We start from the raw sequence: 21,030 nt of genomic DNA, 5'->3' as shown, positions 1-21,030 counted from the left end.
TATTGGCTTAAAAATAACCAGACATAGATTAAGAAGTGTGACTTTGCTATGCCTGAGCGACATGCTTATAAGTGCTTAATTTGAACATTATGAACAGGATACTGAGATCACTCCCATACACAAGGGAAAAAGGAAAAAAGATTGACGAGATGTTGGTTTATATTATGTAAATCTAAATAATATCAATTTGTTAGGTTTTTATCGGCACTTTTCAACCTATCAAAATTAGCCAGATACATTCCTAACCTAATTGTTAAGTAATAATGAAATGGTTTACCATTAAAACTAAATTTTAATATCAGCATTAATATTGATATAAGAAAGATATAAACTACACTAGAAGTGTGACATAGGTTGGAAAAAGGGATATTGACTGTTGCCATCTAGCAAAAAGAGTGACTGGTTGAAATAACAACCAGTCACTAGATTGATTATAATTCACCCCGGTAAATGCAACCTGCCGTGCAGGTTTCTTTGACTATCACTGCGCTTAGGAGTGGCAACTGCGGTTTAATCTGTTGCCAGACCCATTCCGCCAGTACTTCACTGGTCGGGTTTTCCAGACCAGGGATATCGTTGAGGTAGTAGTGATCCAGTCGGTCCAGAGTAGGTTTGAAAATCGCTTTCAACTCAGCAAAGTCGATAATCCAACCGGTGTTAGGATCAACCTCGCCGGTGATTTCAAGGCGAACTACAAAAGAGTGACCATGTAAGCGACCACATTTATGACCTTCCGAAACGTTTGGGAGACGGTGTGCGGCTTCGAAGGTGAAATCTTTGTACAATGTTGTTTTCATAGTGACCTCATTTTTTGTTATACAGTAACAACAATATGCAAAAACTCCTAGAGGCTCTGAGCCGGTTATTAACATTATTGTATTGGTAAGATTGTTCCAGTCGAGGCCTAAATAGGCCGTTGTAACCGCAACCCCATCATGCAGCATAAGTATGCTAATTAATTGTATGTTATCGCTGGCTTGACCACCTTTGGTCAGGTCAGTGTCGGAGTGCTCAAGCCATGGGAGTTCTGTGTCGTGTTCCGGATGGTATTTAGTGAACTAACGCAGAGGTGATAGGTATACCTGTCGTAAGGGGCGCTCTGTGTAGTACGGGCACTGGTCAAGCGACCGTTACCATCGAGAGCAATAAAAGATTTTGCGTACATTGTATTGTTCCTTGCTGCGAGATAACACGCAGGCGTCAGCAGTCCTTGTACGGGCTACGCGGGCAGGGTGTGAATGGCGGATTAGCTAAGTTTTATCGGAGGAGGCGAAGTAAGCCTGTGTGGGGTGTCGTTACTGTTCTTTGGTTAGCACACTATGGAGTTCAAGCGTAAAACATTCAGACATCTCGGCATTTATCAACTCGTCCAACGCTCCTCTGAAATTTGCGGGATCGGTTTAGTTTCAGGTGGGGGCGCTGAGGCCCCCGATTTATCGTACTCAGGATTGTGCGGTGTAATAGACGAAAGCCAGCTTGTTGCCATCGGGATCTCTAACATAAGCGCTGTAGAAACCTTCGCCGTAATGCGGGCGCAGGCCAGGTCCTCCCTCGTCCGTGCCGCCGTGGTCTAAAGCGAGCGCGTGAAGCTGCTGAATGTGTTCGGCAGAACGCGCAATCAGGGCGACCATCACACCATTTCCGGTCGTGGCATCCTGTTTGTCAAAAGGTCTGCCGATACCCAGTGCCGTCGTGTTATTACCGTTGAATACGCCCCACCATGCGACGTTCTCATTCCTGCCGCCACGGGGATACCCCAGCATCTCCATTAGCGGATCGTAGAATGTAATGGCGTGTGGCAGGTCGTTGGTTCCAAGCATAATGTAAGAAAACATCGGCTCTCCTGAATAGATTCAGAGGGAGTGTAGATAATCAGTTCAAATCACTCGTCCGCTTTATGAGCCCAGGCTGGCATTGCCGTCAGATAACGTTTTGCACGCTTATGTGCTTCCTCCGGGCCGACTTTTTGCCAGGAATCAAGGAAGCTGGCTAAACCTGATACCGCTTCTTCCCATGGTTTGAGATTGCCGTTGCTGTCGCTGCAGTACGCACAATATTGATCACTGGCACTGTGTGCATCGGGTGCCGACATAGGCATTCCGCAAGCCTGGCAGAACTGTTCATATTGTGACATATGATGCTCCTTATGGTGATATCCTGATTAATAAACATACTGAATATGTATTGTGCAGGTGATGCATCAGATCAAAGCAAAGGCGAAGCCCCGGTATCTCCGGTCAGAAATACCGGGAACCTGTTGTTACCTGGCGATGAGCGCGAACACGCCCCAGCCAAAGTATTCCCGCGCGTACGTTACATGGCGTTTCGGCGAGATGTTTAGCTCGGCCCTGACTTCGGCGGCGAAGTCGTCGTCAGGATTGGCTTCCAGCCAGCGGCGCATGGTCAGCCATTTCGCGGCCTCATACCGGTCCCAGCCTTCCTGGTCCGCCAGTACCATTTCCACCACGTCGTAGCCGAGGTCGTCAAACGCGCTGACAAGCCCTGGAAGCGTCAGGAAATCGCTTGTCGAACTGACGCCGCAGGCCTGGGCTATCTCGTCCGTTGCCGGAAGCTGACGCCAGTAAGGTTCACCGATGAGCATGATCCCGCCCGGTTTAAGGCTCTGCGCCAGCAGTTCGACTGTCCCGGCAAAGCCTCCGGCAATCCAGGTCGCGCCGACGCAGGCTGCCACGTCACATTTTTCATTGGCGACGTAACCCGCCGCATCATTATGAATAAAATGTACGCGTCTGCTGACGCCGAGTTCTTCCGCGCGGCGTCTGGCCTGCGCGGTGAAGAGCGAACTCATGTCGATGCCAGTCCCCGTAATGCCATGATCCCGGGCCCAGGTGCAGAGCATCTCGCCCGAGCCGCTGCCGAGGTCCAGAATTCGGGTCTCCGGTTTCATGCGCAGCACGCGACCCAGCGTGGCGTACTTCTCTTCCGTGAACGGATTGTGGATGCGGTGTTCGCTTTCACTGATGGTAAAAATACGTGGGATATCCATGATCCTCTCCTTAACGGTTATCTGGCTGGGCGCGAACGTTGTTCAGCCCGGTGGTATTAATACGGTAGGGTTGACCATTGACGGATTTGATCAGCTTTTTATTTTTGAGTTTTTTGAAGACGGCGAGTGTATAGTCCGCAAGCAACAGCCCTTCGCGGCTGTAGCACTCAACGGCGGTGACGCGGCCTGACGTGTCGCGAACGTGCGAAATACGTCCACCTTTGGCGAGAACGTGTAAGGTACGTTGTTCCTGACGGGATAAATTCATACTGGAAAACCTGTTTAATCATCGTGTGCAAAACGTGCAAACACACAGCGGTGTCCGCATTCGATTTCGGCGCATTGATAATCAGTTCGTCCTGAAAAGGTCGGGGAAACTGATTATCAGATGATTACATTCTCCAGCATCAAAGCCTCGGGTGGAGTTGAAAGATATTTACGATGCGAATGCTAACACGTAATTTCAGCAGGGATATGTATTAGTCGGAAAAATGTGATCGATGTCCAGAACGCAATCCGGCCCACGATCATGGCCTCATCTTTAGGCTATCCACGGTCCCACAGACAGGCTGAAGAAATAAATCACTAACCCATTGATATACGACACTAAATTTTAATTTTTTTGACTTTCATTAAAATAAAACAATAAATAATTATTGTTTTATTTTAATTTTGTGTATTGTTTGCACTATCACGCTTTGCTGACTCACAGAGGTTCTATGTCCACGGATGCACTGGCACAACTCAGCCAACGAATGGTCACTTTCACCATGATACTGCTGATCGCCGTCGTTTTGTTAAATTCGATTGTCTTGTTTTTTCCCGCATTGTCATTTTCGAATGAGTTCTATGGGATAACGCTGTCTCTCACTGACCAACGGCTCGCTGCGCTCAACGTCAGTTTGCAGACGTTGCCATGGTGGCAGGCTGCGGGTACCGGCGTCATCAGCCTGCTGGTTATGGCGCCACTTTGCTACTGCCTGTATCAACTACGATCGCTGTTTCAGGCCTATGCCCGACGGAACTATTTTTCCACTCGATCGGCACAACATATGAGCAGAGTTGGTGCCTCACTGGGAGTCTGGACGGTGATGACCCTGCTTGCCGATCCCATTACCAGTTACTGGCTGACGATGCTGAACTCCGCAGGAGAGCGTGTAATATTAATCGGGTTTGAGCTCTATCATGTCGTCTGGTTTTTTATTGCGCTGTGCGTAATGGCAGTGGCTAAAATACTGGAAAAGGCGAGTATCCTGTACGAAGAAAATAAACTTTTCCTCTGAGGCGGTAACTGTTATGGCAATTATTGTAAAACTGGATGTATTACTGGCCGCGCGGAAAGTCAAGTCAAAGGAACTTGCTGATGCGATTGGAATTACGGAGCAGAATCTGTCGCTAATAAAACAGGGGAAGATTAAAGGCTTTCGATTTTCAACCCTTGATGCATTATGCAAATACCTTGATTGCCAGCCGGGCGATCTGTTCAGTTACATTCCCGTGAAAGAGAATGACGGAGATTAACCAGAATACCCGTCATGATATTGCATTTCTGTGCGTCTGAATAAACACCGCTGCCTGTGGCGGTGTCGATTATTGCGTAGCAACCATATTGATTACCCCCGACCTTCTGGTCTCTGATGTTGACAGAAACGAGTTAATTCCCGCATCACAGCATTACTCATCTTATCAGAAAGGAGCATTAATTATGTTTATAAGGATAATAGCAACATCCATTGCCCTCTATTCAATTTCGTTTATCCCCTTTGCTGCGGGGGAGAATGAGAATACGCGCCAGGATGAAAATACTCAGGAGCACATTTCTGACGAGCGACTGAATCGCCAGGATTATCGCGATCTTCTCGTTTCCAGAACAAGTCGTCTTGCAGAACATCCTGCTGATAATGCCCTGCGCTGGGATATTGCACAGGATGAATTGCTCGCAGGAGATCTCGCTAAAGCCGAAGAATATCTGAAGCCGTTATTAGATGACCCTCTGTACGCGGACGAAGCGACCTATACACAGGGATTGATTCGTTATTTGCAGGGCAATTATGCGCAGGCGGAAACATTGTTTCTAAAGGTTCCCGGAGATCTGAGAAGTCGGGTTCAGCTACTTTACGTCTATTATCAGACAGGCCAGTATTCGAAGGCGAAAACGCTGTTCGACGACACGCAACTAAAGTCCCTCAGTCAGCATGAAAGCGCCCTTCTGAGTTTACTGAACGCATTTGGCACAGACCAACCCTACAAACCCGAGTGGAAAGCTGACCGGGCCGTGCTGCCGTTTATCTCCATGAATCATCTACCGGTGGTATCCGTCAGGGTAAACGGGCAGCCTGTTTATGTTTTCATCGATACTGGCGCCGATTTATTTGTTCTTAACACGACAATGACAAAAAAACTGGATCTCAAACCGCAAGCCAGTTTCACGGGGACGTATGCCGGCGGAAAGACCGCAGAAACGCATTATTCCCGACTGCAGACATTGGGTCTGGGAGAAGTCACGTTGCATAACGTACCGATTGATATTGCAGAATTTCCAGACTCATGGGTTTTTACGGATGAAACGACGGGAGAAAAAATTAATGTCGACGGTATTTTATCCACTGGCGTGTTTCACCAGTTCCTCACTACGCTGGACTATCCAGAACGACAACTGGTGCTGATGCCCAGAAATAAAAAAAGTCAAAACAACGTCGCCAAAGGTGGTGGCGTAAACGTTCCATTTATCCTTGAGGGAACGCATTTCATGATAGTCAAAGGCGCGGTGAACGGTAATAAAGACATGACCTTTTTCCTCGATTCCGGTCTTGACGATCCGGATGCCGCAATTTTGTTGCAAAAAGAAGCCTTAAATTATGTTGGGGTGAAATTGCAGGACGGAGAGCACGTGATTCCGGATGACGATAAAGGCGGACTTGGCGGTGGCGGTTTTGCAATAACCCGTCTGCCCATCGACAGAATCTCTGTCGGTACCTTAATTCAAAAAGATTCGACAGGACTTTATGGTGTCTTACCAGAAGAGCTCTATTTCACTGAATCGGGTATGATTCTGGACGGTTTTATCAGTCATCAGTTTTTAAAACACTATAAATGGACCATCGATTTTGACTCAATGATGATGACATTCCAGTAACGGAACAATGTCCATACCAGCGATCTCACGTCAGGGATAAAAGGTCTAAAAAGACCTATTCCCCCTAATCAATATCGTCACTTGCGTAACTGACGGCCCGCCGTTACAGGCAGGCCTGGTTAACGGTCTTACCCCTGACGCGTTGCCGCTTTCATGCTCATCACAAATGCCTTCAGCTCAGCCAGCATCGCCTCCTCATTATCGACATGTTTCTCAATGATCTTGACGATGGCAGAACCTGAAATGGCCCCCGTTGCACCGGCGTTAATTGCGCCCGCCACCTGCTCGGGCGTGGAAATACCAAACCCCTGGAGGGTTGGCGGGGCCTGATATTTATCCAGCGTTGCAATCAGATGTTGCAGCGGCTTTGTCGCCTGCCGTTCGGTACCTGTGACCCCTGCCCGGGAGAGCAGATAAGTATAACCTCTCCCATGACGAGCAATCTCCTGGAGGAGTTTATCGTCGGCATTCGGTGGACAGATAAAAATGGGGGCCACGTCATGCCGCATCGCGGCCTGACAGAACGGCCCCGACTCTTCGAACGGCACATCCACCACCAGCACCGAATCAACCCCAATACGTGCACATTCGGCATAAAACGCGTCGATGCCACGGTTGAAGACCAGATTGGCATACACTAATAGACCCATCGGAATAGCCGGATGCGTCTGGCGAATCGTGGCCAGCATTTCAAAACATAGGGGTGGTGTGACGTCTGCAGCAAAGGCTCGTAACGCGGCATTTTGAATTGTCGGACCATCGGCCAGCGGATCCGAAAATGGGATCCCCAGTTCCAGCGCGTCTGCGCCCGCCGCAATCAGGGTATCGATGATTCGGAACGACTGCACCGGGCCCGGATCGCCGATCATGACAAAGGGGACAAAAGCGCCTTCGCCACGGGTTTTCAGCTCAGTAAAAAGCGTGCTATAGCGTTCCATCATATTTCTCCTTGTGCGTGCAGAATATCGTTTACGGTAAAAATATCCTTGTCTCCCCGACCAGAGAGGTTCACCACCAGCAACTGCTCCTTGTCAGGATTATCACGCATCATTCTCAGGGCGTGAGCCAGCGCGTGAGAGGACTCCAGGGCGGGAATAATGCCTTCTTTCCGGCTCAGAGTTTTGAAGGCATTCAGTGCCTCATCGTCGGTAATGGAGACGTAGTTCGCTCGCCCCGTGCTGTTCAGGTACGCATGCTGTGGTCCGACGGAAGGGAAATCCAGACCGGCAGAAATGGAACAGGATTTAATGATTTGTCCCTCATTGGTCTGCATCATTGGTGACCTCATGCCAAAGTAGATCCCCACACGACCGTGTTTCAGCGGGGCACCGTGCTCGCCGGTTTCAATACCATGACCAGCAGGCTCCACGCCGATCAGCCCGACGCATGTCTCATCAATAAAGTCAGCAAACATGCCGATGGAGTTGGACCCGCCACCCACGCAAGCGATCACCGCATCCGGCAGGCGGCCTTCTTTTTCCAGAATCTGTGCTTTTGTCTCCTCGCCGATCATGCGCTGGAACTCACGAACAATGGTTGGGAATGGATGAGGGCCAGCCGCCGTGCCTAACATGAAATGCGCCGTTTCGTAACTTCCTGACCAGTCGCGAAGCACCTCGTTGGAGGCATCTTTCAGGGTTGCAGAACCGCTGTGCACCGGGATCACCTCCGCCCCCATCAGGCGCATACGAAAGACATTCGGCGACTGACGCTCAATATCCTTCGCGCCCATATAAATACGGCATTTCAGGCCAAGCAGTGCGCTGGCGAGCGCCGAGGCAACGCCGTGCTGTCCGGCCCCCGTTTCGGCAATGATTTCAGTTTTCCCCATGCGCTTTGCCAGCAGCGCCTGGCCCAGAACCTGGTTGGTTTTGTGCGCGCCGCCGTGGAGCAGATCTTCACGTTTGAGATATAACGTGGTGCGGGTTCCTCTGGTGAGGTTGCGGCACAGGGTCAAAGCTGTTGGACGCCCGGCGTAGTTTTTCAGCAGCCCGGTAAATTCGGTATGAAATGCCGGATCTTTCTGTGCGTTAACAAAGGCCTCTTCCAGTTGAAGCAAGGCGGGCATAAGGATTTGCGGGACGTACATTCCGCCGTATTCGCCGAAGCGTGGGTTAAGTATGGTACTCATTATTGCTCCTTAATGTTTGCGCAGTGCCTGGAAACCGGGCCTGGTGCTGCGGTCTGGACTCTGCACATGAAGTAAAATCAGTGACTACGCAGTGCTTCCTAGCTGCGTTTACGCGATGGACTTTTCGCGTATGACAAAATTTGGGCAAAAAAAAGCCCGCTCATGGCGGGCAGGGTATCGGTGTACGGATTGCAGACGTGACGATACTGCCCGTTAACGGGAAGTGCGCCACCAGCCGTGCAGAGTCATCATTGAGAATGTCATGGTCCAATACCTGTTTAAAGTGTACTTATGTACTAGTTAATGGGTTCTTCGCGGTGGGGTTAACTCTTTTTTGGCGATTAATTGTTCGAACCTCTGTTCGTCGCATCCAGGAAGAAACGTTACCAGAATTGATTAAACTCATGTCCCCGATGATGGCTACTTTGTTAATCTCGACCTAAGTATTGTTGGCTGACAGGATTTTAGCGTTGGAAATCTTTTTTTAACCCACTGAAAAATATCTCATAAATATTTTTCATACATAAACATCTATGGTCCGCTCAGTACGGATCCGGTTTTGTATGGGTTAAAAAAGGTGGGATATGAAAGTTACCTGGACCGCCACGCCCGTGGGGTATCAGCGCATTGCGAAACGCTGCCCTTCATGCAGCATTAAACTGAACTTTTTGCCTTCGGGGGCATTTCGGGTTAATTTGCAAAAGAAGGTGCTGGACGTGTGGAGTATCTATAAATGCACACACTGCGATTACACCTGGAATATCTCCCTGTTTACGCGCTTGTACGTCAGCAAAATTGACCGCGAACTTCATCACCGATTGATGATGAACGATGTAGCCACGGTTCTACATTTTGCCTATGACACAACTACGCTGAAGCGAAATAATGCCGAGATCTCGGGTCGGCCTGACTTTCGCATCTAGGAGCAGTGGTTGGTCAGCTTTTCTCCCGGCAAACGGGTCAAGGTTAGCGTCAGGATTTCCCGTTCTTTTCAGGTCAGCTTGCTGTCGATTTTGCAGAAGCAACTCATGCTGAGCACAGGCGAAATCAAGAGACAAGTTGAGTCTGGGAAAACAAGTGGTATCACGATGAAAATGCTTAAATCAAGAAGGCTGAAGGCTGCGGAATATAAGTTTCAGCTGCCTGCGGAAACGCTGTTCGCCCGGCACAAGATAGTTCTGACACATCGTTAAAAGTAAGAAGCTCATCCTGAGGTCGGTTGTGCCAGTAGGATAATGGCTTAACAGAAGGACTGATTCAAGATGAGCTTCAGGTGAATTACATTGCCTGTGACATAAGCTAAAGGCAGTGATGAAACTTAGGGGGAAATATGAATGAGCATGCGGTTCTGAAATTGCTTAATGAGCTGGATATATCTTTTCAGTACATATCACATCTGGAAGTGAAGACAGTCGCTGACCATGCGAGTTTTGCTGCGGATTTTCCGGCACAGTTGCTGAAGAACCTGTTGCTGAAAAATAGTTCTGGTAAGCATTTCTACCTGCATATTCTTGATGGCAATAAAAAGGCAGATCTTCGCGAGCTAGCGCTCCAGCTTAATGAATCGCGTCTGTCTTTCGCTAAACCAGACGAGTTAATAGAAATACTCGGTGTGGAACCTGGTGGGGTTACGCCTTTCGCTATTGCACATAACAAGGAGAGGGATATTCGAATTATTATCGATTCTTCTGTATCAGCGAGTCGTTCACTGGGCTTTCATCCTCTGATTAACACAGCTTCGGTTTGTATTTCTAAAAAAGACTTATTGCGGCTACTGACATTTTTCGGTTATTCCCCTGTAGATATTCAGACCGATAGCGTGCTCTTGCTACTCGCGCGAACAACGGATGCGTTCTAATAGCCAGTCTTCGACTTCACTCTCTCGCCAGCGGGAGCAGCGGCCCAACTTAATTGGTCTCGGGAACAGGCCATCTTTTATCAGTTTGTAGAACCACTTGTCCGTAAGCCCTGTAAGCTTCGTGATGAACCGCATATCCACCAGTTGGTCATCAAGCAAAGAAATTTGTTCTGTCATGATGTTTTCTTCCATTGTGGGATTATCCTGAGCTGGTGGTTGATTGCTCGTTACTACCAGCCCTTCCACATCAATGGATTGATACGTAATAAAATGCAGAACGTAAGTTACAAAGTGCGAGGACGCCCCAGTCCACTGGGGGGCTGTACCTCACTGGCTCCGTAGTGATAGTGACCGTGCTTTTGCTCTTCTTTGGCGAGATAGCTGATGATGTAGCGCAGGTTATCGATGGCTTCGGTATCACCGTAGTTCACCGGCCTATCAATACTGACTTCATAAGTGGACTTGTATTCGCAGCGGTTGTAATAGCCTTCTCGTTGCGTTATTCCCCTCCATATTGTTCCAACTCTCTCAGCTATTGGGTAGGTAGCCTGATTAAGGTGCCTGTCGAGATAGAACACGATATGGGTATGGCAGCCGTGGTCTACAGAATTCTCGAGTACCCAGAAATACCCAGCCAGATTTGTGTGCTGCAGGGTACGTTCAACCAGCATGCGCACTTCTCGCTCGGTTTCATTCCATGAATGACGTTTATAACGCTCTGTACCTTTCTGATAGAACAGGTCGAGTCTGAGTGCCTGTATTCGCGAGTATCGGTTCAGTAGCTGATTCAGGTGGTCATTGAGTAGAGACAGTAGAAACCAGTTCATCGTGTATCTGGAATTGAAAGGGTAAGGTGTGTGCATTGATTTATCCTTTGTCAGGTGGAGTACAAAGGATTGGAATGAGATGTAATTTTTAAGAGAAGGGGATACGGCAGATACAGGGAGCCGTGTATCCAGGGGAATACAGACAGGGTTAATGATTGGGGGAAGGAGCTGTGAACAGGGTGGTATAGAAACAGGGAGTGCCCCTTAATTATACTAAAAACCCAAATGTTCATATCTGCTGTTGAACGATTCTAATGAGGTGAACAGAGGAGGATCGTAGAGTGAAAACAACAGGAATAATGCAGTAAAATGTCAGGCTTTTATCACAATAAAATCAGTAGGATATCAGTAAAAAATCAGCCATTCCTCAGCCTGTGACCCGCCTCCCTCTACCTAAAAGATGCTCATGCTAATCTGTGTTCAGGAGCCAGAGTTAGAGGGAAGAGACGATGTTGCATTACGATATGATCCGTTACGAGATAATGTACCTTAAAATGTTGGATAGGTTTTTCGATTCAGATCACTCGTTACTGTGCAGTACTTATGAAACGCCGGATCAGTTTCGACGTTTGATCTCTCAGATCCTTGAGCGGTATTTCTTGGGCGATCAGGACAGTATCAAAGTTGGCCGGAAAACTCTTAAAGAATGGGCTGACCTGCAACTGATTGATAAAGACTATTTTGAATGTTTCAAAGGTACACCAAGAGCATCGTGGTTTGCTCACCATTACATTTTTGAATACCCAGTAAAATCTGCAGGGTTGACGCTTGGTGGGTTGGGGAATGACGTCGGTTGTTCTAGTGATTTTAATTCCCTTTTAATGGACGATAATATCTTCACCAATATTGATTTCTCTAATTTGAATATCGATTTGGACGATATTGATTGGGACTTGATAACTAATCCACAGGCGACTGCTTCGAAAAAAACGAAACGTCTTTTCTCTCGATTTTATCTGAACGCGGGAGCAAGTACCGATGTGTACAATCCCACTCCGGTAACTGAGCGTGAACTGATCAACGGTGTGATGAGATACATTGATGAAGCTCCATGCTCACTTGGAGATAAGATCTCTTATTTCAGAAAACTGCATGATCGTTGGCTTGAGCAATATGATTTTTTTCTGACAGATTTTGACTGGATTTCACGTGATGATGAAACTCAGTTAGTTTATCTCTGGGACTATCTCAAAGGAAAAGGACGAATAGCGGGCTATCTTCGCCCTTATAATACGTCTATGCGTTATGACATGATTATTGCGGCTATGGATGTGTGGAACATCCAACCTGAAGAGAAACTGGAGTTTATTGAGAAGATGAAACATGCCTGGCAAGCGGCGAAATCTTATCGGCGATCTGCTAAATAGCGTTGTGATCCCAGTGGTTTCTGCGTCTGATTTCTCATTGTAGTGATGAATCTGAGTCGACCCTTTGAGTCGATCCAGGGTCCTCTCACTATCTCCTCCTTGTCCCGTTACGTACAGAGCACATAGTCGAGGTATGAAAATTAGAACGTTTACTTCTGGCTCGAAGCGTGCAAGCTGGCTGATCTGAAGGTCCGCTATGAGCGAGGAGCGGACGAAACGGTCTTCCTATATAGAAGAATTTGCAGATACAATTGATAAAATGGCTAATGCCTTATACCAAAGATGTGATTGACAACCAAGTAACACTAAATCATTATCCTAAAAATATTAAGCTTAATGTACATTTGGTTTTAGCAAAGAGAAGAAAATGATAAGTTTTATAGTTACAAAAACAGGACTTGAATTTCATTATTCTGCGGGGCCTTTAGAAAACAACGAGTGGGTATGGATCGAACTAAAGAAACACAGTGAGGTAACGATATCTCGCGTTTTTTTATTTGAATTTAGTGACCTGATATGCAAACCAAGTTCTAATGAGGATTTTGAGAGTTTTACCTTCCGCTTTAAATTTGGAATATACATTAATAATTACATTAAGATTCCAGCCCGTATCCTTGATATTGCGAATGATCTACTTATAAGCAAAGATATAGCTTTAAATCGTAAATTATTTATTGCTGAACGATATATCTCAATTTTTAGGCGTCTGTCTGAACTTTTAGACCATACAAACCCCATTGTGATAGGAGGCCCAGATCCTGAAGCAATACCTTGGGAGGCTTATAAAAAATTAATTGATAAATTCCCTAACACTACAGAATTGAATAAATATGCAGATGCACGTGTAAGTACAATGCTATCCCAATATATAAATGGCATGAAAGATGCTCAGTACAGATATGAAACATACCTTAAAAAAAGGTCTACCTACTATAAACCTCAGCTAGATTTAGAAGCAATCAAAAAACTTGAGATTCAAAAATACATTTTAATCAGAGATCTAGTAAAAGATGCATTACATAATAAGAAACATTGGACAGAGAAAGAATGGCAGGATTTGATGGTTTCTTTTATTCTCCTCCTATTTCCAAAGTACATTATGGTAATTAATAATGTAACCATTCATGATTATTACAGCAATAAAAATAAGAAAACCAATCGATTTATTGACATAGCACTTATCGATGCCAGCGGTAATATTGATATAATTGAAATTAAGAAACCTTTTGATGACAGAATTCTCAAGAAAAATGATTACAGAGGTAATAGCATCCCCACTTCAGAGTTGAGTGGGACTATAATGCAAGCTGAAAAATATCTCTTTCACCTATCAAAATGGGGAGTAAAAGGAGAACAGACCCTTACTCAAAAGTATGCTTCTTCATTGCCATCAGGAATGAGCATTCATATTTCCAACCCTAAGGCTATTATCATTGTAGGACGTGATAAAATCGATGGTTCGGATATGAGTCCTAACCAACAACTTGACTTTGAAATCATAAAAAGAAAATATGCACACATGATGGATATTATCACTTATGACGATCTTTTACGAAGACTCGAAAATACCATTACTGCTTTAGGTGGTTAGATTAAACATATTTATTGTCTAGTCTTAAATTTACCCCTTAAAACTTCTATCTGAAAATAAGTTCTATTTAGTCTAAGAAGAGTATCTGAACTGCAGATGCTCTATTGAATTATATAAGAGCCTATAACTGTTACAGATATATATTGTCCATCTGCTTACTCTCGATGAAGTCATGATGATTTTAGTAAAGTCCGTTTCTGGCACGAAGCGGATCTCGTTTAGTCCTGGGCTACACAAGGTCCTTTGTATATTAATCTAAAATTCAAAATAATTTCAGATAGATATCATCTCTGTGAATCCCCGCCTTCCTGACTGGAACGCGGTTTTTTTATTTTTCACGCTGAGGCTACTGTATGAATAAACCTGACTGCCTTCAGGCCCTTGAACAACCGCTCGCGTCGCTTCCGTTCACACTTCGCCAGCTTATTCTTGAACGTATCCAGAACCTGACCCATTACGAGCCGGTGATTGGCATCATGGGCAAAAGTGGTGCTGGTAAATCCTCTCTCTGCAACGAACTTTTCCGGGGCGAGGTATCCCCGGTGAGTGACGTGAACTCCTGTACTCGCGACGTACTGCGCTTCCGGTTGCGCAGCGGTCGTCACAGTCTGGTGATTGTCGATTTACCGGGGGTAGGTGAAAACGGGTGGCGGGATCACGAATACCGTGCCCTGTACCGTCGTATGCTGCCGGAGCTGGACCTGGTGCTGTGGGTCATTAAGGCCGACGATCGGGCTCTGACCGTGGACGAGCAGTTCTGGCACGGCGTGATGCAACCTTACAGGCAAAAGGTACTGTTTGTGATAAACCAGGCCGACAAAACCGAACCCTGTCATGAATGGGATACCCTCACCAGCAAACCTTCACCGCACCAACTGGGAAATCTTAAAGCGAAGCAGGCTGCGATTATGGCGATGTTTAAACCGCATCATCCGGTCTGTGTGGTGTCCGCCCGCACTGGATGGGGCATTGAGGAGATGGTGGCAACCATTATGCGTTGTCTGCCTGACCGCGCCACCAGCCCGGTGGTGACACAATTGCACGGGAGATTCTGCACAGAGCCGGTAAAGTCGCAGGCCCGTGACAGTTTCGGTGACGCTGTGGGCCGGGTTTTCGATACCGCAGAATCATCTTCGTTCCTGTCTGCATCGCTGAAAACGATGATTCGTAGCGTGCGTGATGCGGTGGTGTCGGTCGCACGGGCCGTCTGGGACTGGATATTCTTCTGATATCGCAATTTTCTCTGCGAATGATGAACTTGTTGTTAATGATGTGTTAATTGTGGACACGTCCTTTCCATTGCGTTTTATCATCAACTAAATCAGGAGAAGTATCATTATCTGTCAGACGAGCGCTCACAAGCCCGGGGCGCAAATAAAAAATAGTTCCGATGTTGTCCATACCCTGTCCACCCCTTCCTTTAAAGTAATCATTATTAATTCAGAGAGTTAACTTCTCAGGAGAAATCTTTCATGACGCTTCAGGAGCGGCGACATGACCGGCTTGCCGTCAGGTTGTCGTTGATTATTAGCCGCCTGGTGTCCGGTGAAACTCTGTTTATTCGCAAACTGGCAACTGAATTCGGGGTGTCAGAGCGCACGCTGCGTCGTGACTTTCGGGAGCGGCTGATGTATCTCGACCTGGATTACTACCAGGGGCAGTGCAGTCTGCGCTCAGATATTCACAGTACGCGGCAGGAAATAGATATTCTGACCTTTGCTCACCGCACAGGGTTGGCCGGGGTTTTCCCGGGCTTTGACCGGCGACTGGTAAGCAGCCTGCTGGACTGTGATGAACGACCCTGTCTGGTATGGCATCAGGACAGACCTCACCCCCCGGCAGGAAAGCTCTCCTTCTACAGGCTGGTCAGAGCTATTTCGGGATGTCAGCGCATCACCATTCTGACTGAAGGGGAGCGTCATGAGGCCGTTGCACCTTACCGGCTAATCGCTCTTGACGGTTACTGGTATCTTGTCGCTGAACATAACAGGCAATTACGTGTCTTCCGGCTGGATGAGATTCATCTGGTAAGGCCATCGCGGGAAACATTTATTCGCAGTGAGCTTCTCTATCAGTTGTCGGAGGATAAGCATTTTATCTCTGCCTTACCTCATTTCCGTTTTATTCAGCAGTCGCTGAATTCATTTTCTCCATCAGAAAGTCGGCGGCAATCCGGACAAACTGATTAGAGATGGTCTCCACAATTGAATGTAAGGTTAATCTAATGAAAGAATTGAAATTGTTGTCTTTACTACCAGTCATGTTGTTCCCCTTACTTATCACAGGTAGTGCTCACGCAGCACGTCCTTATAGCGGGTTTCTGCCTGCGGCAGTGAATAATAAGAGTGGGAACATATTCTGGTGTGATGCCCACCGCCAGGTCAGAAAACTGTGTACAGCGACGGAAGTGGATTCAATGGGATGGTTTATTGTTGTTCGCTCGAAACCTTCCAGAGATTGTCCGGGGGGCATTTGGGGGTGGATCACTCCCAGTAAAGACGATGTGGCAACAGGGTATACCATTACGCCAGGTAAAGAATTCAATCTCACCATGAAGGATATGTGCAGTCCCGATATGAAAGTAACGTTCCGCCCGAATAAAAAGGACCCTCGTTATGACGATCTCGTCGGGATTTATGCAGGGAAAGAAGCGTTTCGCTACAAACAAATAAAATAATCCCACTGTTTTTTCGTTACTTTATTGTTTTAAATAACAAAAGCTTTATTACATGATTTGAGGACAACATTATGCGACTGCCTTATGTAATAGTTACATTAGCTATGCTGGCTTCTGTATCAACAGCACAGGCTATTCCCAATATGTGGACGAGTGGTTTTGGGATGGGCGTGACCGAATATATCATTACCAGCCCGGATAAGGTGGTGTTTAATCTGAACTGTACTGGCAATCCGGATGCGCAGAATATTCTGCAACACGGCGTTAATCTCACCCTGCCTGATGGAACATCAGTAAGTTCTCATGACGACGGGACGGAAATAACGGTCGTCATGGATAACAGTCAGTTCCCATTACCTTCATCCCTCGGCTGGAGGAATGGCGATAATGCCTGGGTGTCATTTATTGACGCACTGGGGCAGGCAGCAAATTTCGATGTTTATGTCAGCGATAAAAAAGTAGGCACTTTCAGTCCGGGTCTGAAGAATACGCAAAAAGAGCTGTCTGACCTCAGTGAGTGCCGGACCACACACTACAGCGATTAGTTACTTACATTTCAGACCTCTTCACCCCACAACATACCAACACCAGATAGCAACAGGCCATGCTCCTTCGGGAACATGGCCTTTTTGTTTTTAATTTATTATCAGATAAGGAGTTAGCCATGCGATTAGCCAGCCGCTTTGGTCGTATAAATCAGATACGCCGTGACCGGCCTCTGACCCACGAAGAGCTGATGAGTCATGTACCCAGCGTGTTCGGGAGTGACAAGCATGAATCTCGTTCAGACAGGTACACCTACATCCCGACCATCACCATCCTCGAAAACCTGCAGCGTGAAGGCTTTGAGCCGTTCTTTGCCTGCCAGACAAAGGTTCGCGACCAGAGCAAGCGGGAACACACCAAACATATGCTTCGCCTGCGTCGTGCCGGTCAACTGACCGGACATCAGGTGCCGGAAATCATTCTGCTTAACAGCCATGACGGCTCATCAAGCTACCAGATGCTGCCGGGACTGTTTCGTGGCGTCTGTACTAATGGTCTGGTCTGCGGTCAGTCATTCGGCGAAGTGCGGGTACCACATAAAGGGAATGTCGTTGAGAAGGTGATTGAAGGGGCTTACGAAGTGCTCGGTGTGTTTGACCGGGTGGAGGAGAAGCGCGATGCAATGCAGTTACTGGCACTGCCAGAACCAGCCCGTAACGCCCTGGCGAATGCTGCGCTGAAGTATCGCTTTGGTGAAGACCACCAGCCGGTCACGGTATCGCAGTTGCTTACCCCACGTCGTCGGGAGGACTACAGCGATGACCTGTGGACCGTATACCAGCGCGTGCAGGAGAACCTGATGAAAGGGGGATTGTCAGGGCGAACCGCTCAGGGGAAAAGCAGCCGCACCCGTGCTGTTACCGGTATTGATGGCGATGTGAAGCTCAATCGCGCCCTGTGGGTAATGGCAGAAAACATGCTCGATTTTTTCGGGCGTTAAACAACCGTTCCGGCATAAGGAGATAGTTTAATGAATACACAAAATCATCAGTTCGCGGAGCATACCGCAATTACTGCCTCAGTGGTCCCGGACGAGTTACGCATCGGCTTCTGGCCGCAGCACTTTGGCTCCATCCCACAATGGATAACCCTTGAACCTCGCATTTTCGCCTGGATGGATCGGCTGTGTGCCGATTACCAAGGTGGTATCTGGCGCTTTTCGACACTCAGCAACGGCGGCGCTTTTATGGCTCCCGAGTCAGATCACGATGAGAAGTGGACATTGTTCAACAGCATGAACGGAAATGGCGCAGAGCTTGCCAGTGAAGCTGCAGGGATGGTCGCCTGTCTGATGGCTTACAACCACCACGCCTGTCGCACCGAGTGTGACGCGATGACTGAGCACTATTATCGCTTACGCGACTACGCGCTGAACCATCCAGAGTGCAGCGCCATTATGCATCTCATCGACTGAGGGATACCGAACATGAATACCGCATTATCCCCGCTGTCATCTCAGCCTGAACTCTTTCCACTGGCGATTATGGCCCAGCATGGTTGTTTGCTCCCCGCGACCTCCGGATTAACCCCCTATGCCCAACGCACCATTCGTCGTGCCATCAACCTGCTGGATAAATATCTGCGCCAGCCCGGTATATCCTTTACCTCTAGTACTGCTGCCCGTGACTGGCTTCGGTTACATCTGGCAGGACAAGAACGGGAAGTGTTTATGGTGCTCTATCTCGATAACCAGCACCGTTTATTGGAGAGTGAAACGCTATTTGCCGGTTCGATTAACCATGTCCAGGTCCATCCTCGAGAGGTAGTGAAGTCAGCGCTTCGCTTTAATGCTGCAGCTGTCGTACTGGCACATAACCATCCATCCGGTGATCCGGAGCCCAGCCAATGCGATCGCAACATTACGGGCAGGCTTAAAGAAGCCCTGGCACTGGTTGATGTGAACACGCTTGATCATCTGGTTATCGGCTCAGAGGGCATTGTGTCATTTGCTGAGCGAGGCTGGATATGAAAATCATCAGTAAACGTCAGGCAATGGCTTAGTACCGACAGCATCCAGGCTCCCGGCTGTTTCGCTTCTGTACCGGCAAATATAAATGGTCCGGCAGTATCTGCCATTATGCTGGCCGGGAAGTTCAGGACATACGCGGCGTTCTGGCTGTATTTGCTGAACGTCGTCAAGACCGCAATGGTCCCTATGTCATTCTTCGAAGCGTTACTCTTAATTAATCCTTCCCTTTAATCAGGAACAATAATGAACAATCACTCAGAATCCGGTACAAAGCCGGAGAATCCCGCCTGCCAGCAATGGGGGCTTAAACGTGCTATTACCCCCTGTTTTGGTGCCCGTCTGGTACAGGAGGGCAACCGACTATATTTTCTCCCTGACCGCGCAGGATTTAGCGGGGCATTTGCCGTCGATGTTGCATTGCGCCTTGACCAGGCATTTCCGTTAATGATGAAGCAACTTGAGCTGATGCTGACCAGTGGAGAGCTTAACCCTCGCCACCCGCACTGCGTCACGCTTTACCACAATGGACTCACCTGCGAAGCCGATACACTAGGCTCATGTGGTTATGTCTACATTGCTATCTATCCTGAGCAAACTGAGCCGCAGTAAATCCCCACTTATCCTCTTAAACTCACAGAGCAAACATCATGCAAACCATATCATCACACCCGACACGGGCGACTCAGCCCTGCCTGTCACCCGTTGAAATCTGGCAGCGGTTACTGACTTGTCTGTTGTCGCAGCACTATGGTCTGACGTTGAATGACACACCGTTCAGTAATGAAACCACCATACTGGAACACATTGATGCTGGAGTATCGCTCTGCGATGCGGTGAACTTTCTTGTCGAAAAATATGAGCTGGTAAGAATTGACTGTAATGATTGCTCTGTCATGGAGAAGTCACCGTTCATCACCAGTATCGATATTCTACGTGCCCGGAAAGCCTCCGGTCTGATGAAACGCAGCGATCACAAAATTGTTACTAGGGTAACGGCAGGCCATCATCAGGAGCTATAAGCAATGGGAAATCAATTAATGTTGATATCGACAACATTGATACAATGCTGTCCAATGTAGGGAAGCTACCAGTAAAAAGATAATGAGGAGTTCGCCAAGGCTAAAGCCTGCTCCTCATCTTTATCTGTATCATCCACTCTTAGGGGAATTTTTGTTCACTTGGCTTTGCCCCGATTCGAGTCCCAAATCTAATGAATTAATATGTTGGTATCTGCGTTGGTACGCATAAAATTATTTTGTTTTTATTGATTTTAATTCAAGGGGTTAATTGTAATGTTCGAGTCCGGCCTTCGCACTTATCCCCTTAACACCTCTCTCATGTACCATTCTACAAGCCCTTACGGCACGTCAATCGGCTTGTCGGCAGAACACAGTACAGCCTGTCGACAATCCTGCCTCCATTCATCATCTTCGACATCTGTACGTGCATAGTCTCGTTTGGTCCAATCGTTCCTTTATCAAAACTTTTATGATGGGCCACATTGTTTGCGTGTCTGTTGGATAGCGAATCCCACCTCGTCAGCAGAGAGTAATGTTCTTCATCAAAACCACTGGCAACGTTGTGTTCGACGGTCTCTTTTTATTCTCAAACTACGTGAACTTTGCTGCTTATCTACTCTCCCCAAATCCATGCCAAAAAATGTGAACCTCATCCCTGAAGCAAATCGTAATCTCTGAAATCGATCTGTATCGTAAACTTTACTTTACACTTTTAGTGATGTAAGTCACAAAATTAAGCGCGGAGGGTGATCGCAATCTCACAATAGCCTGGTATACAAAATCGACAATGTGAGCGGAAAAGAGGCTGGAAAGTTAAGTTTTCACTGCTTTCTCTCTTTTACCGCGTCTGGAGGGAAACTGCAATTCAAAAGATAAAAAATAACTTGTTGAAATTGAGTCAG

The 21,030-nt window shown here is 47.3% G+C and carries 25 protein-coding genes, 3 pseudogenes and 1 other annotated feature; of the genes and pseudogenes, 17 read left to right on the top strand and 11 right to left on the bottom strand.

All coding sequences use genetic code 11. The annotated features are described in order from the left end of the window. Positions 1–431: 431 nt before the first annotated feature. The 6 genes and pseudogenes from queD to OGW17_RS02060 all read right to left on the bottom strand — a co-directional run bounded on the left by queD (position 432) and on the right by OGW17_RS02060 (position 3,275). On the bottom strand, positions 432–797 hold the full coding sequence (gene queD / locus OGW17_RS02085) for a 6-carboxytetrahydropterin synthase QueD (protein WP_049128075.1): 366 nt from the start codon (positions 795–797) through the stop codon (positions 432–434). A 180-nt stretch (positions 798–977) separates the two neighbouring features. After that, positions 978–1,165: pseudogene (locus OGW17_RS02080) on the bottom strand (DUF7828 domain-containing protein); the annotation flags it as partial. Between the two features lie 277 nt (positions 1,166–1,442). Next, positions 1,443–1,835: a VOC family protein gene (locus tag OGW17_RS02075; RefSeq protein WP_000493325.1), complete on the bottom strand. Its 393-nt coding sequence runs from the start codon at positions 1,833–1,835 to the stop codon at positions 1,443–1,445. Positions 1,836–1,882: 47 nt separating this feature from the next. Continuing rightward, positions 1,883–2,134 (bottom strand): zinc ribbon domain-containing protein, encoded by a 252-nt coding sequence (locus OGW17_RS02070; RefSeq protein ID WP_049128073.1) that lies wholly within the window; start codon positions 2,132–2,134, stop codon positions 1,883–1,885. Positions 2,135–2,260: 126 nt separating this feature from the next. Then, the gene (locus tag OGW17_RS02065; protein WP_049128072.1) at positions 2,261–3,007 is read right to left on the bottom strand and encodes an SAM-dependent methyltransferase; all 747 of its coding nucleotides are present in this window, start codon (positions 3,005–3,007) and stop codon (positions 2,261–2,263) included. A gap of 10 nt (positions 3,008–3,017) precedes the next feature. After that, positions 3,018–3,275 (bottom strand): YjhX family toxin, encoded by a 258-nt coding sequence (locus OGW17_RS02060; RefSeq protein ID WP_064383128.1) that lies wholly within the window; start codon positions 3,273–3,275, stop codon positions 3,018–3,020. A gap of 451 nt (positions 3,276–3,726) precedes the next feature. Here OGW17_RS02060 and OGW17_RS02055 point away from each other — a divergent pair, with 451 nt between their 5' ends. From OGW17_RS02055 to OGW17_RS02045, 3 genes are all read left to right on the top strand, one after another. Then, positions 3,727–4,290 (top strand): DUF2975 domain-containing protein, encoded by a 564-nt coding sequence (locus OGW17_RS02055; RefSeq protein ID WP_049128152.1) that lies wholly within the window; start codon positions 3,727–3,729, stop codon positions 4,288–4,290. Between the two features lie 13 nt (positions 4,291–4,303). After that, positions 4,304–4,528: a helix-turn-helix domain-containing protein gene (locus OGW17_RS02050; protein ID WP_049128151.1), complete on the top strand. Its 225-nt coding sequence runs from the start codon at positions 4,304–4,306 to the stop codon at positions 4,526–4,528. Between the two features lie 184 nt (positions 4,529–4,712). Further along, entirely contained in the window at positions 4,713–6,143 is a 1,431-nt protein-coding gene (locus OGW17_RS02045; protein ID WP_071257413.1) for a retropepsin-like aspartic protease, read from the top strand. Between the two features lie 128 nt (positions 6,144–6,271). Here the strand turns inward: OGW17_RS02045 and trpA are convergent, their stop codons facing one another. Both trpA and trpB read right to left on the bottom strand, forming a co-directional pair. Continuing rightward, a complete protein-coding gene (trpA, locus tag OGW17_RS02040; RefSeq protein ID WP_049128149.1) occupies positions 6,272–7,081 on the bottom strand; it encodes a tryptophan synthase subunit alpha in 810 nt (269 codons plus the stop codon). Further along, complete coding sequence (gene trpB / locus OGW17_RS02035; RefSeq protein ID WP_049128148.1) at positions 7,081–8,274, bottom strand: tryptophan synthase subunit beta; 1,194 nt, start codon at positions 8,272–8,274, stop codon at positions 7,081–7,083. Before trpB ends, trpA begins: the two co-directional genes overlap by 1 nt. Positions 8,275–8,420: 146 nt before the next feature. Then, positions 8,421–8,514: a sequence feature (Trp leader region), on the bottom strand. 344 nt (positions 8,515–8,858) lie between these two features. On the opposite strand from trpB, the pseudogene OGW17_RS02030 reads away from it, so the two are divergent. After that, positions 8,859–9,467 (top strand): annotated as a pseudogene (locus OGW17_RS02030) (DUF1062 domain-containing protein). 137 nt (positions 9,468–9,604) lie between these two features. Further along, positions 9,605–10,132 (top strand): YbaK/EbsC family protein, encoded by a 528-nt coding sequence (locus OGW17_RS02025; RefSeq protein ID WP_049128147.1) that lies wholly within the window; start codon positions 9,605–9,607, stop codon positions 10,130–10,132. On the opposite strand, the gene OGW17_RS02020 is transcribed toward OGW17_RS02025, so the two are convergent. Beyond that, entirely contained in the window at positions 10,103–10,309 is a 207-nt protein-coding gene (locus OGW17_RS02020) for a helix-turn-helix transcriptional regulator (protein ID WP_074185172.1), read from the bottom strand. The two genes, OGW17_RS02025 and OGW17_RS02020, sit on opposite strands and share 30 nt — an antisense overlap. Positions 10,310–10,416: 107 nt before the next feature. Beyond that, positions 10,417–10,995, bottom strand: coding sequence for a YagK/YfjJ domain-containing protein (locus OGW17_RS02015; protein WP_049128146.1), 579 nt, complete (start codon positions 10,993–10,995; stop codon positions 10,417–10,419). Positions 10,996–11,408: 413 nt separating this feature from the next. Between OGW17_RS02015 and OGW17_RS02010 the strand changes: the two genes are divergently transcribed. The 3 genes from OGW17_RS02010 (at position 11,409) to OGW17_RS02000 (ending at position 15,146) form a co-directional block, all read left to right on the top strand. Continuing rightward, the gene (locus OGW17_RS02010) at positions 11,409–12,326 is read left to right on the top strand and encodes a hypothetical protein (protein ID WP_049128145.1); all 918 of its coding nucleotides are present in this window, start codon (positions 11,409–11,411) and stop codon (positions 12,324–12,326) included. Positions 12,327–12,693: 367 nt separating this feature from the next. Then, positions 12,694–13,917: a Shedu immune nuclease family protein gene (locus OGW17_RS02005; protein ID WP_049128144.1), complete on the top strand. Its 1,224-nt coding sequence runs from the start codon at positions 12,694–12,696 to the stop codon at positions 13,915–13,917. A gap of 353 nt (positions 13,918–14,270) precedes the next feature. After that, positions 14,271–15,146, top strand: a complete 876-nt coding sequence (locus OGW17_RS02000) for a GTPase family protein (RefSeq protein WP_049128143.1) — start codon at positions 14,271–14,273, stop codon at positions 15,144–15,146. Positions 15,147–15,192: 46 nt separating this feature from the next. Here OGW17_RS02000 and OGW17_RS01995 read toward each other — a convergent pair whose 3' ends face one another. Further along, a complete protein-coding gene (locus OGW17_RS01995) occupies positions 15,193–15,318 on the bottom strand; it encodes a hypothetical protein (RefSeq protein WP_260618800.1) in 126 nt (41 codons plus the stop codon). Between the two features lie 71 nt (positions 15,319–15,389). On the opposite strand from OGW17_RS01995, the gene OGW17_RS01990 reads away from it, so the two are divergent. From OGW17_RS01990 to OGW17_RS01950, 9 genes and pseudogenes are all read left to right on the top strand, one after another. Then, the gene (locus OGW17_RS01990) at positions 15,390–16,106 is read left to right on the top strand and encodes a helix-turn-helix transcriptional regulator (RefSeq protein ID WP_049128142.1); all 717 of its coding nucleotides are present in this window, start codon (positions 15,390–15,392) and stop codon (positions 16,104–16,106) included. Positions 16,107–16,141: 35 nt separating this feature from the next. Next, positions 16,142–16,594, top strand: coding sequence for a hypothetical protein (locus OGW17_RS01985; protein ID WP_053092357.1), 453 nt, complete (start codon positions 16,142–16,144; stop codon positions 16,592–16,594). A 71-nt stretch (positions 16,595–16,665) separates the two neighbouring features. After that, complete coding sequence (locus OGW17_RS01980; RefSeq protein WP_001546957.1) at positions 16,666–17,139, top strand: YfjT/YkfB family phage-associated protein; 474 nt, start codon at positions 16,666–16,668, stop codon at positions 17,137–17,139. A gap of 119 nt (positions 17,140–17,258) precedes the next feature. Further along, positions 17,259–18,080, top strand: coding sequence for a DUF932 domain-containing protein (locus tag OGW17_RS01975; RefSeq protein WP_071257415.1), 822 nt, complete (start codon positions 17,259–17,261; stop codon positions 18,078–18,080). A gap of 30 nt (positions 18,081–18,110) precedes the next feature. Further along, complete coding sequence (locus OGW17_RS01970) at positions 18,111–18,554, top strand: antirestriction protein (protein WP_071257419.1); 444 nt, start codon at positions 18,111–18,113, stop codon at positions 18,552–18,554. A 12-nt stretch (positions 18,555–18,566) separates the two neighbouring features. Continuing rightward, complete coding sequence (radC, locus tag OGW17_RS01965) at positions 18,567–19,109, top strand: RadC family protein (protein ID WP_071257422.1); 543 nt, start codon at positions 18,567–18,569, stop codon at positions 19,107–19,109. Continuing rightward, a pseudogene (locus tag OGW17_RS01960) lies at positions 19,106–19,327 on the top strand (DUF987 domain-containing protein). The gene radC and the pseudogene OGW17_RS01960 overlap by 4 nt, the downstream one beginning before the upstream one ends. A 25-nt stretch (positions 19,328–19,352) precedes the next feature. Beyond that, positions 19,353–19,718 (top strand): type IV toxin-antitoxin system YeeU family antitoxin, encoded by a 366-nt coding sequence (locus OGW17_RS01955; protein ID WP_071257424.1) that lies wholly within the window; start codon positions 19,353–19,355, stop codon positions 19,716–19,718. 38 nt (positions 19,719–19,756) lie between these two features. Then, positions 19,757–20,128 (top strand): TA system toxin CbtA family protein, encoded by a 372-nt coding sequence (locus tag OGW17_RS01950; RefSeq protein WP_071257427.1) that lies wholly within the window; start codon positions 19,757–19,759, stop codon positions 20,126–20,128. Positions 20,129–21,030 lie beyond the last annotated feature (902 nt).

The organism is Citrobacter sp. CK181, assembly GCF_030333595.1.
GTDB classification, from domain to species: Bacteria; Pseudomonadota; Gammaproteobacteria; order Enterobacterales; family Enterobacteriaceae; genus Citrobacter_B; species Citrobacter_B koseri.
This window is presented reverse-complemented; position numbering and strand designations above follow the sequence as displayed.

Coding starts and splice junctions, on each gene's coding strand:
- OGW17_RS02050 (WP_049128151.1), top strand. CDS start 4,304: ATGGCAATTATTGTAAAACTGGATGTATTACTGGCCGCGCGGAAAGTC.
- OGW17_RS01995 (WP_260618800.1), bottom strand. CDS start 15,318: ATGGACAACATCGGAACTATTTTTTATTTGCGCCCCGGGCTTGTGAGC.
- radC (WP_071257422.1), top strand. CDS start 18,567: ATGAATACCGCATTATCCCCGCTGTCATCTCAGCCTGAACTCTTTCCA.
- OGW17_RS01990 (WP_049128142.1), top strand. CDS start 15,390: ATGACGCTTCAGGAGCGGCGACATGACCGGCTTGCCGTCAGGTTGTCG.
- OGW17_RS02055 (WP_049128152.1), top strand. CDS start 3,727: ATGTCCACGGATGCACTGGCACAACTCAGCCAACGAATGGTCACTTTC.
- queD (WP_049128075.1), bottom strand. CDS start 797: ATGAAAACAACATTGTACAAAGATTTCACCTTCGAAGCCGCACACCGT.
- OGW17_RS02060 (WP_064383128.1), bottom strand. CDS start 3,275: ATGAATTTATCCCGTCAGGAACAACGTACCTTACACGTTCTCGCCAAA.
- OGW17_RS02075 (WP_000493325.1), bottom strand. CDS start 1,835: ATGTTTTCTTACATTATGCTTGGAACCAACGACCTGCCACACGCCATT.
- OGW17_RS02015 (WP_049128146.1), bottom strand. CDS start 10,995: ATGCACACACCTTACCCTTTCAATTCCAGATACACGATGAACTGGTTT.
- OGW17_RS02020 (WP_074185172.1), bottom strand. CDS start 10,309: ATGACAGAACAAATTTCTTTGCTTGATGACCAACTGGTGGATATGCGG.
- OGW17_RS01955 (WP_071257424.1), top strand. CDS start 19,353: ATGAACAATCACTCAGAATCCGGTACAAAGCCGGAGAATCCCGCCTGC.
- OGW17_RS01975 (WP_071257415.1), top strand. CDS start 17,259: ATGCGATTAGCCAGCCGCTTTGGTCGTATAAATCAGATACGCCGTGAC.
- OGW17_RS02070 (WP_049128073.1), bottom strand. CDS start 2,134: ATGTCACAATATGAACAGTTCTGCCAGGCTTGCGGAATGCCTATGTCG.
- OGW17_RS02045 (WP_071257413.1), top strand. CDS start 4,713: ATGTTTATAAGGATAATAGCAACATCCATTGCCCTCTATTCAATTTCG.
- trpB (WP_049128148.1), bottom strand. CDS start 8,274: ATGAGTACCATACTTAACCCACGCTTCGGCGAATACGGCGGAATGTAC.
- OGW17_RS02005 (WP_049128144.1), top strand. CDS start 12,694: ATGATAAGTTTTATAGTTACAAAAACAGGACTTGAATTTCATTATTCT.
- OGW17_RS02000 (WP_049128143.1), top strand. CDS start 14,271: ATGAATAAACCTGACTGCCTTCAGGCCCTTGAACAACCGCTCGCGTCG.
- OGW17_RS01980 (WP_001546957.1), top strand. CDS start 16,666: ATGCGACTGCCTTATGTAATAGTTACATTAGCTATGCTGGCTTCTGTA.
- OGW17_RS02065 (WP_049128072.1), bottom strand. CDS start 3,007: ATGGATATCCCACGTATTTTTACCATCAGTGAAAGCGAACACCGCATC.
- OGW17_RS02025 (WP_049128147.1), top strand. CDS start 9,605: ATGAATGAGCATGCGGTTCTGAAATTGCTTAATGAGCTGGATATATCT.
- OGW17_RS01970 (WP_071257419.1), top strand. CDS start 18,111: ATGAATACACAAAATCATCAGTTCGCGGAGCATACCGCAATTACTGCC.
- OGW17_RS02010 (WP_049128145.1), top strand. CDS start 11,409: ATGTTGCATTACGATATGATCCGTTACGAGATAATGTACCTTAAAATG.
- trpA (WP_049128149.1), bottom strand. CDS start 7,081: ATGGAACGCTATAGCACGCTTTTTACTGAGCTGAAAACCCGTGGCGAA.
- OGW17_RS01985 (WP_053092357.1), top strand. CDS start 16,142: ATGAAAGAATTGAAATTGTTGTCTTTACTACCAGTCATGTTGTTCCCC.
- OGW17_RS01950 (WP_071257427.1), top strand. CDS start 19,757: ATGCAAACCATATCATCACACCCGACACGGGCGACTCAGCCCTGCCTG.